This window comes from Paenibacillus tyrphae (assembly GCF_000722545.1).
Taxonomy (GTDB): domain Bacteria; phylum Bacillota; class Bacilli; order Paenibacillales; family NBRC-103111; genus Paenibacillus_G; species Paenibacillus_G tyrfis.
In genome coordinates, this window is the sequence record NZ_JNVM01000004.1 from 414,528 (window position 1) to 432,777 (window position 18,250).

Here is an 18,250-nt window from a genome sequence, read left to right on the forward strand (position 1 = left end):
TTGTGATTCGTGGCGTCTATTATAATAGGCGTGACATGATTTTACAGATTTATAGAACGGTTAGAAGGAGGGGCCACATGTTCCGATGGCTGCGCAAACCTAAGAACGAAGCGCAGAATGAAGCGGCAGCCGCCGTGCCAGCCGCTCCGCAGGGGATCGAGACCGCGGCGCTGGAAGCCTCGGTCGACGGGGAAGCTGCTGCGGCAAGCGATGGCGCGAGTGTATTGGTCGATACCAGACCACCCATTGACACGAGTATCCCGCTCCTTACCGTAACGGGAGTGGAGCGTTCATTTCCTGTCGGAGGACAGCAGCTTCATGTACTCAAGGGAATCAATATGGAGCTGTATCCGACGCAGCTCGTTATGCTGAAAGGCCGGTCCGGTTCGGGGAAAACGACCCTGCTAAACATGATCGGCGGTCTGGACCAGCCGAACCGGGGACAAATCATGTTCAAGGAATACCCGTTCCATGAATGCAGTGACGATCAGCGGACGTACATAAGAAGAAAAGAAATCGGCTTTATTTTTCAATCGTTTGCTTTGATGCCTCTTTTGTCTGCTTGGGAAAATGTGGAATTGTCACTGCGCATGGCAAAAGTTCCCCGATCGGAATGGAAGCCCCGCGTCACCCATTGTTTGGAGCTGGTGGGCCTCGGCAAGCGGATGCACCATCGTCCGTTCGAGCTGTCGGGCGGGGAGCAGCAGCGTGTCGCGATTGCCAAAGCCATCGCGCACAAGCCCAGTCTGCTGCTTGCCGACGAGCCGACGGCGGAGCTCGATTCGCAAATGGGCGCGCAAGTCATGGCGGTATTCCGGGACATTATCCGTACCGAACGCATGACGATTTGCATGACAACGCATGATCCGACAATAATGGAGGTTGCCGACCGTGTATTCGAAATGGTGGATGGAAAATTTATCAGTGGTTAAAAAATCGGGCCGCCCGTTGCTGCTCGTTTGCATCGCCGCATCTCTCGCATTGTCGTCCGGATGCTCGTTGCTGCCAAAGGAGGACGAGGAGGAAGTATTGCCGGCCATTACCCCGCCCCAGCTCTCCAAAAAACCGGAGTATGCAGTCAAAACAGAGACGCTGGTGTTCGACGTTCCTCTCTCCGGGAAGCTGATGTCGACCGTGGAAGAAGATTTATACTTTACGGATGATGCCAACCGGCGCATCAAATCTTTCTTGGTCAAAACCGGAGACAAGGTGGAGCAGGGGCAAGTGATCGCCGAGCTTGACGTCACGGAGCAGGAAAACAAATTGCGGCAGAAACGGCTGCAGACGCGCCAGGATGAATTGAGTATGATCGAAAAGCTGCGCAAAGCCGATGAGACAGGCCCCGAGCAGTTGGAGCGGGACAAAATCGAATTTGAATTGAAAAAGGAAGAAGTAACCACGCTTGAAAAAACGATTGCCGGTGCCAAGCTGACGGCTCCTTATGCTGGTACGATTATCTCCGCTTACATGAAAAAAGGGGATACGGCCAAGGCTTACGATGCGGTCGCCACGATCGCGGATCTGTCTCAGCTTACGGTGGCTGCGACCATTAGCGCGGACAGCTTGTCGAAAGTCTCCGTTGGCATGGAGGCTGAAGCGGACATCAACGGCGTAGGCAAGGTCAAAGGCAAAGTGTCGAAGCTTCCGAGTCCGAAGGCCGGGAACAATGGCAATGGCGACGGAGGGTTCCCGGGCGGAGGCCAGCAGAAAAAGCCGGATTCGATCGAAAACTATCTGCTGATCCAGCTTGACCAATTTCCGGAAGGAATTTCCCACGGAACGCCGCTCGGTGTGAAAATTATTACCCAGCGCAAGGAGAATGCCATTACGATTCCGCCTGCCGCTCTTCGTTCGTACGCGGGCCGCAATTACGTGCAGGTTGTGGACGATAAAGGCAACAAGCGCGAAGTGGACGTCGAAATCGGACTGCAGACGTCGACGGCTGTAGAGATTGTGAAAGGTCTCACGGCAGGGCAGAAAGTAGTGGGACGCTAATGGCGATGTTCCGGTTTTTATTCCGTAAAATGTGGAACACGCGCTGGCTGACGCTCAGCACGCTCGCCGGCCTCATTATGGCCGTCGCTTTTACGACCAGCATCCCGATGTATTCCGACGGCTCGCTCAAGCGCGTCGTGTCGAAATCGCTGGAGGAGAAGAACAACGGGCTTTCCGCCGGCGCCGTCATGATCCGATTTCAAGCGTCCGGCAACGAAAAAGCCGATCTGAATGCGCTGAGCGACGTTGATCAATACATAAAGGAAGAATTGCCTAAAGACATCGCGTTTCCGTATCAGGCGTACGTACGGACGTATTCTATTCGCGGCTCGCAAATTACGCCCGAGGATACGGGCAAGGTCGACCCGAGCAAGCGCCGGCAGATGACACTGATGGCCCAGAACGGCTTGAAGGATCAAGTCGAGCTGACGCAGGGGCAGTGGTTCTCCGAGCAGCCGCAGGGCGGAATCATTGAAGCCGTTATTCACGAGGAAGCGATGTTCCGCAATGACCTTCATATTGGCGACGTCTTCACATATCCGATCAGCGGCGGAAACGGAATTTCCCCGCTCAAAGTGAAAGTAACGGGAACGTTCAAGCCAAAGAACGAAACCGATCAGTATTGGTATCAAGGCATGGAAGGCCTGCTTACGTCCTTTTTTATGAGCGAAGCCGGTTTTAACGATTATGTGCTGAAAAGCAAAAAAATCCCGCTTAGCTTGGCCAATTGGTATTATGCTTTTGATTTGCGGGAAATCAAGACGAGCCAGCTGTCCTCGCTCGAGTCGAAGCTGGAACGTTTGGATATCGTCTTGTTCCAAAAGCTCAAGAACACAAGGGTGGATATTTCGTTTATCCCACTGCTGCAGGAATTTAAGGTGCAGAGCTTGCAGCTGCAAATGCTGCTCTTTACATTGGCGGCGCCGATGATCGCCATGGTGTTCTATTATATCGTCATGAACGCCAGACAATCGCTCGACCGCCAGCGAACCGTCATTGCGGTGATCCGCAGCCGGGGCGGCAGTACGAATCAAATCATCTGGATTTATTTGCTCGAAGGGCTGCTGCTCGGCGCGGTTGCAATGATCATGGGCCCACTGCTCGGCTGGTTTATGGCGAAGAGCATAGGTTCGTCCAGTGGGTTCCTGGCATTCGTCGACCGTAAGGCGGTACCTGTCGGGGTGTCGAGCGAAGCGCTGCTGTACGGCGTGGCCGCAGTCGTTATTGCGCTGATGGCCAGCGTCATACCGGCCATTGTCTACGCCAAAGCCTCCATCGTCAGCTATAAGCAGAAGCTGGCCAGATCGGATCGAAAACCGTTTTGGCAGCGCTGGTTTTTGGATGTGGCGCTGGTCGGTCTGGTGGGCTACGGGTATTACCTGTTCCACGACCGGCAAGATTTATTCAGCCGGACTGGGCTAACGACCGATCAGTTGAGCGTGAACCCGCTGCTGTTTTTTATTCCGGCCTTGTCGATCATTGCGCTTGGACTGTTTTTCCTGCGCATTTTCCCGTGGTTGCTTCGCTTCGGCAACTGGCTGGGCAAAAGGCTGCTGCCGGTTCCCGTCTACCTGACGCTGACCCAGCTCTCACGTTCGTCTACGGCGTACTATCCGCTCATGCTGCTGCTCATTTTGACGCTCGGGCTCGGCATTTACAACGCTTCTGCGGCTCGGACGATCGACTTGAACTCGACGGAGCGGGTGCTTTATGCCTACGGCACCGATGTTACCATGAGAGCGGAATGGACTTCCGTATCCGACGACCTGCCGTCAACGTCCAACCAGAATAAGGGCGGACAAGGTCAAGGGCAAGGACAGGGCGGAGGAAAGAATCCCGGTCAAGGGGGCGGCGGCCAGCCTGGAGGTCCGGGAGAAGGCCCGCCGCCGAAGCTGCGTTACATCGAACCTCCGTTCCAGGTGTTTCGGGAGCTGGAAGGCGTCGAGCACGCAGCCCGCGTGCTGCAATCGAAGGGGAACGTGGTCGTTTCCGGCAAGTCGCTCGGACAAGGTATGCTGATGGGCATCGATAACGCCGATTTCGCCAAGGTGGCGTGGTTTCGCAAAGACTTGTACAAAACGCATCCTTACAACTACTTGAATTTGTTAGGGCAATATGAGCAGGCGGTCATCATTCCGACCTCTTTTGCCGAAAAACATCATATCAAGTCGGGGGATTTGATCAGCATTTCGGTTTCCAGCCAGCCGGTCGAGTTTGTCGTGGTAGCTACCGTGCCTTACTGGCCGAGCCAGTATCCGGATCAGACGCCGTTTTTTATCGCTAACCTCGACTATGTGTACGATCAAGCGCCTGTCGTACCTTACGATGTATGGATGAAAATGAAAGACGGAGCCAAGGTAGCGCCGGTCATTGAAGCGCTCAAAGCAAAAAATATCGGCATTGCCAGCGTCAAAGACGTCCGCAACGAACTGATCACGCAGAAAAAGCACCCGGCGCGTGGCGGCGTGTTCGGCATCCTGAGCCTCGGCTTTCTCGTATCCGTTCTTGTCTCGTTGATCGGCTACATTTTGTACTGGTTTTTCAACTTGTCCAGCCGGGTCGTTCAGTTCGGCGTGCTGCGCGCCATGGGGTTGTCACGACGACAGCTTACGGGCATGCTGCTGCTTGAGCAGCTGTTTACCGCCGGGCTGGCCATTGCACTCGGTCTCGGTATCGGCAAACTGACGAGCTACTTATTCCTGCCGTTCCTGCAGACCGCGGAGAACGTCAAGACGCAGGTGCCTCCGTTCCGCGTTATATTCGATGCGAGAGATACCGATCAACTGTATGTCGTCATAGCCGTTATGATGCTGACCGGTGCCGGGTTGTTGTTCCTTCACATCAGAAGGCTGCGCGTACATCAGGCCGTGAAGCTGGGAGAGGAGAAATGATGTAGTGATTCATTGCGACGGACTCGTCAAAATATACAAGACCGACGATATCGAGGTCGTTGCGCTTCATGGGCTGAACATTTCCGTCGCCCAAGGGGAAATGATGGCGATCATCGGAAACAGCGGCAGCGGGAAGTCGACGTTACTGAACATTCTGGGGGGGCTCGACCGCCCCTCCGCCGGTCAGGTCCACGTGGGCGAATGGAACCTGCTGAAAATAACGGACGACGAGCTGGTGAAGTACAAGCGCAAAACCGTCGGCTTCATCTGGCAGAACAATGCGCGAAATCTCGTTCCTTACTTGACGGCGCTTGAGAATGTGGAAATGCCGATGATGCTGAGCGGACAGTACGACCGCGCCTATGCGAAGCAGCTGCTGGAGTGGGTTGGCCTCAAAGAGCGGCTCAACAACAAGCTGCAGCAGCTGTCCGGCGGCGAGCAGCAGCGGGTGGCAATTGCGATTGCGCTCGCGAATCGCCCGTCCTTGTTGTTGGCTGATGAACCGACTGGTTCCGTCGATACGCGGACGTCGGATATGATCATGGACATTTTCCGGCATCTGAATTCCGAGCTTGGCGTGACCATCGTTATCGTAACCCACGATATGGCACTTGCCGGCAAGGTGGACCGCGTCGTCGCCATCCGCGACGGGATGACGAGCACCGAATTCGTCAAACGCAACCCAAACTTGGACGACGAAGGCGGGACGGCGGCATCGCATGGATCGATTCACGATGTTCATGAAGAATATGTCGTGCTCGACCGGGCAGGACGGCTTCAAATTCCGAGATCGTATTTGCAGGCGCTCGGGATTGAAGGAAAGGCATCGATGGAATTCGACGGCGAGAAAATCATTATACGTACGCCGAAGTCGCTGGATTAGTATGATGGATTCGTGAAGCGGAGAGAACCATATTAACCGATGAGGATCTGAAACATGAATAAGTACGCTAGGAGAACGGTGCTGCTGTCATTAAGCGCCGGCTTATTGGCGTCGACGTTAACTGCTTGCACCAAAACGGGCAGCGGAGACGGTAAAAGCGAGAGAGTACTCCGGATTGCGACCAGCGATTACGTAAATGAAAACGAGTATTTTCGGCAGCAGTTCACCGAGTTGTTCGAATTTGCCAATCCGAACATTAAGCTGGAATATGTTTCGACCTTGGACGAACGTTTTAGGTACAGCGGATCCTCTGATTCCAACGAGAAGCCCAAGGATCCGATAGATAAGCTGAGCGAATTGATGACGGGGGACAATTCCCCGGATGTCGTCTTGATCGATTACGATCATCTGCCGGAGCTTGTCGGCAGCAACCTGCTGAAGCAGCTCGATCAAGATATCGCCAAGGATAAATTCGATACGAGTGATATCGCTCCTCCTATCATTGAAGGGATCAGAAGGGCAGGAGACGGCAAAATCTATGCGCTGGCTCCGACTTTTGAGTCTTACGCTCTTATTTACAATAAAAAATTGTTTGATGAGGCGGGAGTTCCGTACCCGGCCGACAAAATGACTTGGGATCAGACGTTCGATCTGGCCCGTAGGCTGTCCAAAGGGGAGGGGGAGAACCGGAAATTCGGCTTTGCATTTTCGACCTACAGCAGCAGGGCGAGCAATCTGAGTTACGGAATGCTAGTTTATACGGAGCCTTTGCAGTTGAGTATGATTGACGATAATGCCGAGAAAATGACGGTGGATTCCGACCAATGGGAAAAAGTGTGGAAAACACTGCTGCAGCTGAAGACGGAAAAGCTTGTACCGCAGCCGTCTGATGACCTAAAAGGACGAGGATCGGGATCAAACGAGGATCATCCGTTTCAAGACGACAATTTCTTGTCAGGTCGTGTTGCGATGTCGCTTATTGACTACAGAGATGTTGGATCGGTAGCCAACGTTATGAAAAATGCGCACAATTTTAAAGGCCTGACCCCGTTCGATTGGGACATGGTCACGATGCCCGTTCATCTCGAAGCGCCGGAGAACGGATACGGAATCCGGTTGGATGGTTTGATGGGAATTAGCGCCAAGGCGCAAAATCCGGAAGACGCTTGGAAATTCATCAAGTTCGTCAACGGCGAGGATTGGGCCCGGCTTAAAGGGAACAGTTCCGGCAGCCTGATGGCCCGGCAAAAATATATTAAACCGAAAGATGGAGCGGAGTTCAACATCAAAGCGTTCACGACGCTGCTTCCGGCGCCGGCCGTCGAAGACAAACTGTATCGCAAGCTACCGAACTTGTACCAAGTAAGAAGGATCGGCAACCGTAAATTGCAAGACGTCAGCGTGAATATCCTTCAGGTTCGCGAGGCGCTGAAGCAATGGCAAAGCGAGGGGGATGCCTTGCTCCAGAAGATGAAAGACAATCCGAATGCGTCTGTCGATCATTAACCTTTTTTGTTAAAACTGCCTTGATTATACATAGAAACCAATCTGGAGGGATCCTGAGAATGCAAAAATATGTTAAGAAGACGGTGGCTGTATCGCTCTGCGTCGGCTTGATGGCGCCGACAATGGTTGCTTGCACGAAATCCGGCAGCGGGGAAAGCAAAACCGAGAAGGTACTTCGAGTCGCAACCAGCATGGGATACGGCGGGGACAATGAGTATTTTCGCCAACGCTTCACCGAATTGTTCGAATTCGCGAATCCGAACATTAAGCTTGAGTTCATCTCGACATCGGATGACCGTTACATGTATGGCGGCCGGCCGGATCCGAAGGAAAAGCCGAAAGATCCGATGGATAAGCTGAAAGAAGTGATGACGGGCGATAGTCCGCCCGATGTGGTGATGGTTGGCTACGAACAACTGCCGGAGCTGATCAGCAACAATATGCTGAAGCAGCTTGACCAGGACATCGCGAAGGACAAATTCGATACGTCCGATATCGTTCCTGCGGTCATCGAGGGCATCAAAAAGGTGGGCGACGGCAAAATTTACGCGCTGGCACCGACTTTCTATTCTTCTGCACTTATTTATAATAAAAAAATATTCGATGAAGCCGGGGTTCAATACCCGACAGACAAGATGACCTGGGATCAGGCGTTCGATCTGGCCCGCAGATTGACGAAAGGGGAAGGGGAGAACCGCAAGTACGGTTTTTCGTTCTCGCCGCACAACATGGGCGATGACATTTTCTATGCGACACATATGTACACGGCGCCGCTTGACCTCAAGACCTTCGACGATAAAGGCGAGAAGATGACCGTCGATTCCGATCAATGGGAAAAAGTGTGGAAAACGCTGCTGCAGCTGAAGACTGAGAAAATTTTGCCTGAGCCGATCGACTACTCCAAGCGGCGCAACCCTGGGCCTAACGAAGACTTCAACCCGTTTATGGACGACGATTTCTTATCCGGCCGTGTAGCCATGTCCATTATCAACTACGGCCAAATTAGCCAGTATACGAACGTCATGAAAAATGCGGCAAACATTAAAGGTCTCACTCCGTTCGATTGGGATGTCGTTACGGTGCCTGTGCATCAGGAAGCGCCGGAATACGGCGGCAGCATCGGTCTGGACGGTCTGATGGGCATTAACGCCAAGGCGCAAAACCCCGAGGACGCCTGGAAATTCATCAAATTTATCAACAGCGAGGATTGGGCCCGTCTGAAAGCCGGAAGCACCTACAATCTGGTGTCGCGCCAAAAATACATCAAGCCGAAGGACGGGGCGGAGTTCAATATCAAAGCGTTCACAACGCTGCTTCCTGCGCCAAGCCAAGACTACAAGATTTATCGCGAGAAACCGGGCTTGTACGATGTGGAACGCCTCGGCTCCCAAAAATTCCAGCAAGTCGCCCAGAATAAGCTGCAAGTGCGCGATGCGCTCAAGCAATGGCAAACGGAAGGCGATGCGATGCTGCAAAAAATTAAAGAGAATCCGAATGCTCAGTTTGATTCGATGATGCAGGGGGGATAAGATGTCCCCTCTCAGCAAGAATGCGGGCAGTACGTTCGGAGTGAAACTCAACAAGGAGGAACAACAAGATGAATTCCAAACGCAAACGATATAAAACTTGCATAGTTCTGCTGGCAGCCGTACTTGCCTTCGGGTCCGCGCTCCCCGCCTTTGCAGCGGAGGGCGGCGGCACGACCCCGCCTTCGGGGACAACGGCCACAATCTCGACAGGGACCGCTCCGGCGATCGGACAGGTCGCTCTCAACGCAACCAGCTATTTCGAGATTAAAAATGTGGTCATGATGCCGGAGCAAGGCAACAAAACTGTGACGTTCACCGTAGGTGTCAACAACGGAGGGTCGACCGACCTGCAGTTCATCGACTACTGGCCTCGGCTGAGGACGAAAAACGGCAACCAAATTTCCGTTCGCGTCCTGCCGCAGGACAAGGATAAAAACCGCATTCCAGCCAAATCGAGCCAAGACATCAGCTTTTACGCAACGGTGAACGAATCGACGGACCTGAAGGATCTTATTTTTGAAATTATCAAATGGGACTTCAGCATGCCGGAGGCGGATTTCGTGCGGAAAATCGGAGAGGTGAGCGTTCCTGACGACTATACCGTCGTTACGCCGGCCGGTAAAGCACATACGATTCAAATAGCAAGCAATCCAGTCAAAGGCACCATCAAAAAAGTATTGATGAGCAAGAACGAGAAGAATTACACTCCGACCATCGTCCTTAATTTGGAGAACGTAGGCTCGAAGAGCGTCGCGGTGCCCGGATATCAATATTTACTTCGCACAAGCGAAGGGTATATGTACCCGCTTGACGCCAAAGTCGTCAAAGATTTGACCATCAATCCGCAAACGAACAAAGATATCGATCTTACGGGCTCCGTTCCGGTCTCCGTGTCAACGGAAGGCTGGCAGCTCGTGATCGTTCAGAACGCGCAGGATTTGAAGCTGAATCTGCCGATTGCTTTCTTCGCTTTACCGGCCGTATCGGATACGGACGGGGTGGACACGGGCAAAGCCTTCAGCTTCACGAACAAATCGGGTACCTACACGACTCAGCTGAATACGGTCCAACGGCTGCCTTGGGAGGACCAGGATATTTTGACCGCAGGGTTTACGCTGTCCAACAAAGGCCCAGAAGCGCTTCCGATTCCGGAGCTGACCGGGTATTTCAAGCTAGACGACAACGTGAAGGTGGAAGCGAAGCTGGTTCGGACGGACAATGTCATCGGCCTGGCCCCGAATGCGGAAGCTCAATTCCAGTTTATCGGCAAAATTCCGTACACGTCGCAATTTGGCAAGGTCAAGCTTGTGCTGCAAGAGAAAACGGGCACCGGCAGCAGCGACGGCAAGACAGACCAGCAGACGGCGGCGAGCGATTTGCTCGAGTTTGTACACCGCTCGGAGCTGATGAATATTCCTTATAATAACTTCGGCGAAACGTATAAAGTGACAAGCATCGGCCGGAGTGCAAACTATAAGGTCCGTTCTGTTAGGACGTATGGCGGCAAAATGAATGACACATTCACTGCTCTCTTGGAAGTAAATAATCTTGAAAAACGGCCATCGGATATTACAAAATTGGTTGCTTATTTCAAGACAGCTGAAGGTACGTATCCTGCTACCATTTCCGAGATTAAGACGAAGGTCAACCCGAACGGAACAGCGATGCTACTGCTGTCCAGCAACGTGGGCAAGGGAGCTCCAACGTCCGGTATGAGTATATTGATCGGTGAAGCCGTGACTGAAGGAAAATTGACGGAAGCGGACAAAAAACCGGATGCTTATGTAAATGCTGCTGCGTACTGGCTTCCAGAAGAGGATTTCACGGTTCAAGACGGATTTAAAGATATCAATCTCGATCCGTATAAACTATCCATCAGCAACATTCGTTCCACCATTGAATACGTCAAAGATTCCGATGTCACGCCAGTCAAAATAAAATTCGATTACAACCTGACAAAAGACTCAATGTTCGTTTCAAATATGGAAGGCCGCCAGCTCATTATTGAGCTTGAAGATTCCGACGGTAAGACAAAAATGAAAAGCTCGCTCGACTTTAAAGACTTTGAGGGTATAGCGTCCGATAAGCAAGGCACTACAACTCAAACGGAAACAAAAGAAAAAATGACCGTAGGTGAGCATGTAGACTTTGAATTTAAGGAATCTATCAAGGACATAAAGTATAGGATCAATCAGCTGAAAACTTTCAAACTTAACATCTACGATTCGTTCCAAGGGCAAAAGAAATTGATCGCCACCAAAGAGGTCAACTGGTTCGAAACAGCGGAATAATATGTTTACTTTTTTTGATTAAACGAAACCGTTTCTGCATCAGTTGCGTAAAACTGTGCAGAAGCGGTTTTTTGCTGGGAACTCAGAGACTTCTATGAATAATTGGTTAAAAGTTCATTGGGGGTATTGACAGGTTTTTCAAGACGATTTATGTTATTTACGTTAACAACATTCTTAACGATGTTAATTCAATGAATAAGGAGAAGATAATGAGTAAACCGCATCTCTCGTTTGGTGAATATAAATGGACGGTCACCCAACAAATGTCACGGACTTTTGAATTGGAAGGATTCAGCCCGCTTGTCGGCAAAATATTCGGCCTGCTTTTATTTGCGCCCAAACCGGTTAGCCTGCAGGAAATCGCCGATCAGCTTGGTGTAACGAAAGCAGCCGTCAGCGTCCAGGTCCGTGCGTTGGAAAAATACTCCATGTGCCAAAAGGTTCCGTTGAGAAGCGATCGCAAAGACTACTACTACATATCCGATGATTTCACACTGATCAGCATGCGGGCCAGCAAGCAAAAAATCGAATCGATTACCAAGCAATGCGAAGAATTGTTGTTCACTCTTAAAGGAATGTCTCAGATTGGTGAGGAGGAAACAGAATCCTTTGAGGTTTTCAAGCGAAGATTTGCGGAAGTTTCCGCGATGTACCGGATGTTTTTATCGCGATTGGAGGGGATCGAAGAGGAGTGGATCCGACTAAGAGAGCAGCTGTAAACAGATAGACGAAAGACGGGACGCCCGGATTTTTTTTATGTTATGACTTTTTTCACCTTACAGCCGTTAACGAACCAAGCTATACTGAAAAAAGATTTATGGAAAATGAAGGGGTAACCGGAAACGCCTCGTCTAAGTAGTCAGCAATCGTAATGGAGGAGTAGAGAGATGAATTCATTAACAAATTTTTCGATGAAGAACATCGCCGCAATAATCATTATTGTGCTGATGTTGTTTGGCGGCGGTACTTATGCGGCTTCCATCTTGAAAATGGAACTCATACCGAGTACTACGCAAACGAGATTCAATATTACCACCCAGTACACGGCTCCTCCTAAGGATGTTTTGGAGCTGGTAACCAAGCCTGTCGAGAAAGCGGTGGCGGGACTAGACGGCATCAAATCTTTAAAGTCTACCTCCAGCGATAACTTCTCCATGGTTACCGTTGAATTGCAGCAGGGGAAGAAGATCGAGGATGCCAGAAGAGAAGCCGAAGGCTTGCTTGCGAACGTAAAACTGCCCCAAGGCGCGGAAAAACCGAAGGTTCAGACCTCTAGTGCCGAAGCGAGCGCCATTTACTACCTCTCGGTGTATGGCGAGAACAACATGAGCCAACAGGAACTGGATAAAATCTACAAGGATATCGTCCAGCCGGGCTTTGCGGCCATCAAGGGCGTTGACCGCGTCGAAGGGGTCGGCAATAAAGAAGCGGTTCTGACCTTGAGAATGAACGGAAACGCAATCAGTAGTTACGGCCTAACGCCGGCGCAGGTATCCCAAATGATTCAATCTTCTATTCTGACAAGCCCAGCCGGATTAGTCGACTTCAGCGGCAACACACAGATGGTGCGCGTCAAGAGCGATCTCAATACGATTTACAGCTTAGAAAACATGAAGATTACGGCGTCGGGGGGACAAACGCTTCTTCTGAAAGACATCGCCAAGGTTGAAGCCATTTCCGAGTCTAGATTCATTTCGCGTCTCGATGGGAAGCCGGCCATCGGTGTAACGATCTACAAAACGAAGAACTCCAATGACGTTCAATTGGCTACGGAAGCAGACGCTTTGATGGCCAAGTGGAAGCAGGACTTCCCGAACATTACGTTTAAATCGCTTTTTGCTACATCGAGCATGATCAAGGATTCCATTAACGGCATGGTTAAGGAAGGAGCGCTCGGCGCCCTGCTTGCCTCTATTATGATCCTGCTCTTCCTAAGAAATGTTCGGATGACCATTATCGTTTTGGTCTCTATTCCTTTATCGTTGTTGATCACGCTGCTGATCATGGCTCCGTTGGACATTTCGCTCAACATCATGACGCTGGGCGGAATTACGATCGCGATCGGGCGTGTCGTGGACGACAGTATCGTCGTAATCGAAAATATTTACAGCGAGCTCGTGAAAGTTCACGAACGCGGAGAATCGGTCATTAAGAAAGCGACGGCGCAAGTGGCTTCGGCGATTACCTCCTCCACGCTTACAACCGTCGGGGTATTCGCTCCAATCGCTTTTGTCGGGGGAGAGCTCGGGGATATGTTCCGCCCGTTCGCCGTCACGCTTTCCGCTGCCTTGATGTCTTCTCTGTTGGTGGCCGTGACCGTTATTCCGATGCTTGCCAAGCTGCTCGTGCTGCGTTCCAAAAATATTAAGGTTCACGATGAAACGCACGTCGGCAAAGTATCCGGCGCTTATTTGAAAGTGCTGAAATGGTCGCTTAACAATCGCATCAAAACGATGCTGCTTTCCATGTTGGTTTTTGTTGTAGCTATCGTAGGTACGGTTCCGTTCCTGGCTGTGGAGTTCATGCCTTCCAGCGATTCGGATAAACAAATGTTTATTATGGTCAAAATGCCTCGGGAAACTTCGCTCGCATCCAACGATTTGAAAATGAAAGAAATCGAAGCGATGATACGCGAAACGAAAAACCAGGCCGGAGAACCCGCTTTCGAATATATGCAATCCTATGTAGGCGGCGGCACGACGGATAACCGCATCGATTATGAAAGCCAGTTAATCGGCGCCGCTTCGCAGGGAACGAACGCCAAGAAGCTTTTGAATGAAATGAAAGAAAAGATTGTGTACCTGCTTCCCAAAGGCTCTGAGGTAAACGGCATGCTGCTTAGCGGCGGCGGACCTGGCGGCGGGGGAGACTTCTCCTATATGCTTAAAGGCGACGACCTGAATCTGCTCACTCAGGGAGCCAAAATGGTAAAGGAGAAGCTCAAGGAAATTCCGGAATTTAAAGATGTAAAAGACAGCTTGAGCGAATCGAAGAACGAAGTGGAAATCGCCGTAGATCAAAATAAAGCCAGACTGTACAATTTGTCTTCGGGACAAATCGTCGAAACCGTGAATTCTTGGCTGAGAGAGGAAAAGATCGGAGATCTGAAATTCGACAATACGACCTTCTCTACCAAGATCATGCTGGACAAGAGCTTCAAGGATTCCATTGACAAAATCGGCAACTTCCTGATCAAGACTCCTACGGGGGCAACCGTCAAGCTGAATGAAGTAGCGAAGATTCGCCAAATCGAGGCTCCGGCGTCGATCACCCGGGATCAACAGGTCCAATACGTAACGGTAACGGCAACGATCGAGTCCAGGGACAAGGGCGGCGTTAGCGCCAAAGCGGCCGAAATGCTGAAATCCGTGGAGCTTCCGTCGGGAATTCGTCCTGAAGTCAAAGGGGTATCCGACGATATTCAGAAAAACTTCATGCAAATGTTCGTAGCCATGGCCGTCTCCATCTTTATTGTCTATCTGATCATGGTTCTGGCTTTCGGAAATGCCAGTGCGCCGTTTGCAATCTTATTCTCTCTGCCGCTTGCGGCAATCGGAGGCATGCTTGGCTTGCTCGTCAGCGGCGAATCGCTCAACCTCACCTCATTGATCGGATTCTTGATGCTGATCGGTGTCGTGGTTACCAATGCGATCGTGCTTATCGACCGCGTGCAGCAGCTGCGGGAGGCGGGACAGTCCGTACGCGACGCGCTTTTGGAGGGTGGTTTATCCCGGCTTCGTCCGATTATAATGACCGCGGGGGCTACCATTATTGCCCTGCTGCCGCTGGCTCTTGGGTTCTCTAAAGGGGCGCTCATTTCCAAAGGCTTGGCCGTTGTCGTTATCGGCGGATTGACCACATCGACTTTGCTTACGCTCGTCGTTGTGCCGGTCGTATACGAAATTATTCACAATACAAAGAACCGTCTCGGCCGCTTGTTCAGCAGAAAGACATCGGAATCCAAGTCAACGCCGGTAACGAATGCTTAAGAAAGCATTTATTCAGATAGATAGAGAGTTCCATAAGGGAAAAAGGAGAATCAGCCCATGAATCCGATCATGTCAAAATCTTTCAAGCAAAGTACCAAAGTGATGGGGGCCGTCGTTATTTCGACGGCACTCCTCGCCGGCTGCGGCGCTCAACCGCAAGCCGCACCGACGGCTGCCAACGCGTCGGAGCCCCAACTCAAGACTGTTAAAGTCTCGAAGATCGAGAAGCAAAGGATCGGCGATCCGCAGGAGCAGGTAGCCGACGTTATTTCTTCCATCCAGATTGACTTGGTCACCAAGGTTGGTGGAGACGTCATGGAAGTATTGAAGAAGCGCGGCGATATGGTGGAAAAAGGCGATGTGATTTTCCGCATGGACCCGACGGATGTGAAAATGAAAAAGGACAAAGCGCAGATTGACATTTCAAGCAGCCAACAGCAGTTGGAAAAAGCAAAGCAAGAATTGGTCAACAGCAAGCAGGAGATGAAGAATGGAATCAAGAAGCTGGAAGATTCCATCAAGGAGACCGAAAAGAATTATAATAAAATGCGTAATGACTACGATATGGGCTTAGTCACAAAATTCCAGCTGGAACAAATGGAAACGCAGCTTAACAATCTCAAGCTCGAACTGGAAAACAACCGAAACAAGCAGAAGACGCTGGAAACGACGAACCCCTTGGCCCCGTTGGAGCAGGCGATGCAATCCTCGAATCTTTCGATTCGCGAAGCCGACCGGACGCTCGAAAATATGGAAGTGAAAGCGACGGTTAGCGGCGTATTAACCGATCTGCCGATTGAAGTGGGCATGTCTTTGAATGCCGGTTTCCAAGCCGGGAAGGTGCAGCAGCTCGATCCGATCAAAATCCGGGCGGAGCTGACCGAGGAGACGGCTAATTTGGTACGGGGTAAGCAGGAGCTGACATTTTACGTCCCTGGCACGCTTGACAAGACAAAAGCGAAAGTCAACTATTTGGCTGATGTGATGAGCGCCAATTCCAAGTCTTACACGTTGGAGCTTGAATATCCTAACACTGAGCGTAAGCTTAAGCCTGGTATGAAGGCTCAGATTCTCGTAACGGAAGAAGCCGATCAGATGGTTGTTACCGTGCCTACTACAGCTATCGTACGTGAAGGCGGAGAAACGTTTGCTTTCGTGCTCGTAGGCGATTCGGCGGAGAAACGTAAAGTAGCTTTAGGCCGTTTGAACGAAACGATCCAAGAAGTGCTGTCTGGTCTCAAAGAAGGGGAACAGCTCATTATTTCGGGTCAGAACCAATTGAAAGACAAAGAGAAAGTCCAGCTGGCCAAGTAACCTTCAGCGGACCTGACAGGAGGAAAACCAAGTGAACAACAAGCTGAAAAAAACCGTAGCATCCGTCGTTATTACCGCCTCGATTATGAGTACAGGTTATTCCGTTCTCGCAGCGGAGCCTGCAGGAAGCGAGCCTGCAGCGCAAGCTGTCGTAACCTATAAACTGACCGATCTTCTCGATGTGGAAGTCAAAGGCGTATTAAACGAGCGAATTCAGGACGGCACCCGACTCGGTGTCGTGATTCGAATGAAAAATAACAGCACGGCTTCGACTCGGGTTCCGGACTACGAACTGCGGGTGAAGACGAGCGAAGGCGTCGAATATACGCTGCAGCCAAGTGCGTCGAATGTGAAATCGATTCAGCCGAAAGCGAACACGGAGCTCAGCTATATGACCGTCATCGACCGCACCGATACCGTAAATTTGGCCCAAGTGAACTGGACCGATGTCGATTACTACGTTTATCCGAAGAAGGAGACGCAGATCGTAGCGGCGCCAATTACGGGAGAGATTTGGAAAGGCGGCGATACGCCGATTACCGATCCAAGCGCGATTAAGAAATGGTCCGATTCCTTTACGATCCCGACCTTAACCTCGCCGATCCAATATACGTCGGCGGCAATCAACAAGGAGTCGACGGAAAAGGGGACCGTATACGTCGTACAATTGCTTGCTTATAATCCTTCGAACCAACGCGAAACGATTCCGGTTTTCACCGTGGATGGCAAGGCGGCGGGAAAAGTATTTTCCGGCAGCCAGGTAGAGCAAGGAAGCATTGCACTGGAAGCGAAGGAAGAAAAATATATTCATTTTGCTATTCCGACGGACCAAGATACGATTTTGAACAGCTTAAACATTTTGACCCCCGAGAAATTTGCAGTTGGCGGCGCAGGCAGTGCGGGAGCAGGGGCCGGAGCTGCGGCTGGTGCAGGAGCTGGTGCCAATGCCGGTGCAGCCGCGGGGGCTGCCGGCGTATATAACGTAGGTCGCCTGAACATTTTGCTGCCGTCGCAGCAAACCGGAGAAACTGCTCTTAGCTATAAGCTCGGCACTCCAATGACGCTAGACAAACGAAGCCAGCTGATTCATCCGGATATGGATGTTTCCGTCATCGAATTCCATATGTTTGACAACAAAGAAGAAGGTTCGAAAACCGTATCGGCCAAATTCAAACTCACCAATAAGACGGACCGACCGCTTGCCGTTCCGGCGTTTGCGACGGATCTGGTCAGCTCGGACGGGTATGAGTACAATGGCAGCCGTCAAAATATTACGATGCCGAACGTGCTTCCGAATTCTTCGCTTACAGTGAACTACTTCTACACAATCCCAGTATCCGAAACTGGAAAGGGCTTGTCTCTGAAGATCCAAGACACGAAGACGGCCGCTCCGTACAAGTCGACGATTGGCGCTTACGGCATTGCGCTTCAAACCGAGGATAGCAAGGATACGTTTGAGCTGTATCCGTTTGAAATTAGAGTGAACAACTGGCAAATCGGTACAAGCTTCAATCCTATGGGACTGAAGAACTATCAGTACAAAGCAAAGTTCTGGCTGGAAGTTAGCCGTCATGATCAAGTTCAGGTAGATCCGAGCTTCTCGGGACTGCTGTTCGAGCTGTATAACTCCTCAAATCAATTGATCGGAACAGGCAGTGGAGCATTCACAGGGGTAAACCGTTTGTCAACTGGCGAAAACAATATCATCTTTGACGGCAGCACGGAGCAATTCGACCACCCGCTGACGGTTCGGATTTACGAACAGTTTACGACTACGGGCGGCCAGAAGTCCAAGCGCCTGCTTAAAGAGCTTAAGCAATCTTAATTCATAGTCATTTGAAGCAAACGAAAG

11 protein-coding genes are annotated in these 18,250 nt (G+C 51.0%); all 11 read left to right on the forward strand.

What is annotated here, in order from left to right; genetic code table 11:
- The first annotated feature begins 77 nt into the window (after positions 1–77).
- The 11 genes from ET33_RS05285 (at position 78) to ET33_RS05335 (ending at position 18,223) form a co-directional block, all read left to right on the forward strand.
- On the forward strand, positions 78–932 hold the full coding sequence (locus tag ET33_RS05285; protein ID WP_081890206.1) for an ABC transporter ATP-binding protein: 855 nt from the start codon (positions 78–80) through the stop codon (positions 930–932).
- Positions 892–1,995, forward strand: a complete 1,104-nt coding sequence (locus ET33_RS05290; protein WP_374701675.1) for an efflux RND transporter periplasmic adaptor subunit — start codon at positions 892–894, stop codon at positions 1,993–1,995. The genes ET33_RS05285 and ET33_RS05290 overlap by 41 nt, the downstream gene beginning before the upstream one ends.
- Positions 1,995–4,886, forward strand: coding sequence for an ABC transporter permease (locus tag ET33_RS05295; protein WP_036677464.1), 2,892 nt, complete (start codon positions 1,995–1,997; stop codon positions 4,884–4,886). The genes ET33_RS05290 and ET33_RS05295 overlap by 1 nt, the downstream gene beginning before the upstream one ends.
- 4 nt (positions 4,887–4,890) lie before the next feature.
- Positions 4,891–5,769: an ABC transporter ATP-binding protein gene (locus ET33_RS05300; protein WP_036677466.1), complete on the forward strand. Its 879-nt coding sequence runs from the start codon at positions 4,891–4,893 to the stop codon at positions 5,767–5,769.
- Positions 5,770–5,823: 54 nt separating this feature from the next.
- Positions 5,824–7,275, forward strand: a complete 1,452-nt coding sequence (locus ET33_RS05305) for an ABC transporter substrate-binding protein (protein WP_036677468.1) — start codon at positions 5,824–5,826, stop codon at positions 7,273–7,275.
- Positions 7,276–7,334: 59 nt separating this feature from the next.
- Positions 7,335–8,804 (forward strand): ABC transporter substrate-binding protein, encoded by a 1,470-nt coding sequence (locus ET33_RS05310; RefSeq protein WP_036677470.1) that lies wholly within the window; start codon positions 7,335–7,337, stop codon positions 8,802–8,804.
- A gap of 68 nt (positions 8,805–8,872) precedes the next feature.
- On the forward strand, positions 8,873–11,095 hold the full coding sequence (locus ET33_RS05315) for a transporter family protein (protein WP_036677472.1): 2,223 nt from the start codon (positions 8,873–8,875) through the stop codon (positions 11,093–11,095).
- A 209-nt stretch (positions 11,096–11,304) separates the two neighbouring features.
- Positions 11,305–11,814, forward strand: coding sequence for a GbsR/MarR family transcriptional regulator (locus ET33_RS05320; RefSeq protein WP_036677473.1), 510 nt, complete (start codon positions 11,305–11,307; stop codon positions 11,812–11,814).
- A 168-nt stretch (positions 11,815–11,982) separates the two neighbouring features.
- On the forward strand, positions 11,983–15,084 hold the full coding sequence (locus ET33_RS05325; RefSeq protein WP_036677474.1) for an efflux RND transporter permease subunit: 3,102 nt from the start codon (positions 11,983–11,985) through the stop codon (positions 15,082–15,084).
- 57 nt (positions 15,085–15,141) lie between these two features.
- On the forward strand, positions 15,142–16,398 hold the full coding sequence (locus ET33_RS05330; RefSeq protein ID WP_036677475.1) for an efflux RND transporter periplasmic adaptor subunit: 1,257 nt from the start codon (positions 15,142–15,144) through the stop codon (positions 16,396–16,398).
- 31 nt (positions 16,399–16,429) lie between these two features.
- Positions 16,430–18,223: a hypothetical protein gene (locus tag ET33_RS05335; RefSeq protein ID WP_036677477.1), complete on the forward strand. Its 1,794-nt coding sequence runs from the start codon at positions 16,430–16,432 to the stop codon at positions 18,221–18,223.
- The last annotated feature ends 27 nt before the right edge of the window (positions 18,224–18,250 follow it).

What these genes read in the sequence shown, in the direction of transcription:
- ET33_RS05285 (WP_081890206.1), top strand. Translation starts at nt 78, where the DNA reads ATGTTCCGATGGCTGCGCAAACCTAAGAACGAAGCGCAGAATGAAGCG.
- ET33_RS05295 (WP_036677464.1), top strand. Translation starts at nt 1,995, where the DNA reads ATGGCGATGTTCCGGTTTTTATTCCGTAAAATGTGGAACACGCGCTGG.
- ET33_RS05305 (WP_036677468.1), top strand. Translation starts at nt 5,824, where the DNA reads ATGAATAAGTACGCTAGGAGAACGGTGCTGCTGTCATTAAGCGCCGGC.
- ET33_RS05310 (WP_036677470.1), top strand. Translation starts at nt 7,335, where the DNA reads ATGCAAAAATATGTTAAGAAGACGGTGGCTGTATCGCTCTGCGTCGGC.
- ET33_RS05315 (WP_036677472.1), top strand. Translation starts at nt 8,873, where the DNA reads ATGAATTCCAAACGCAAACGATATAAAACTTGCATAGTTCTGCTGGCA.
- ET33_RS05320 (WP_036677473.1), top strand. Translation starts at nt 11,305, where the DNA reads ATGAGTAAACCGCATCTCTCGTTTGGTGAATATAAATGGACGGTCACC.
- ET33_RS05325 (WP_036677474.1), top strand. Translation starts at nt 11,983, where the DNA reads ATGAATTCATTAACAAATTTTTCGATGAAGAACATCGCCGCAATAATC.
- ET33_RS05330 (WP_036677475.1), top strand. Translation starts at nt 15,142, where the DNA reads ATGAATCCGATCATGTCAAAATCTTTCAAGCAAAGTACCAAAGTGATG.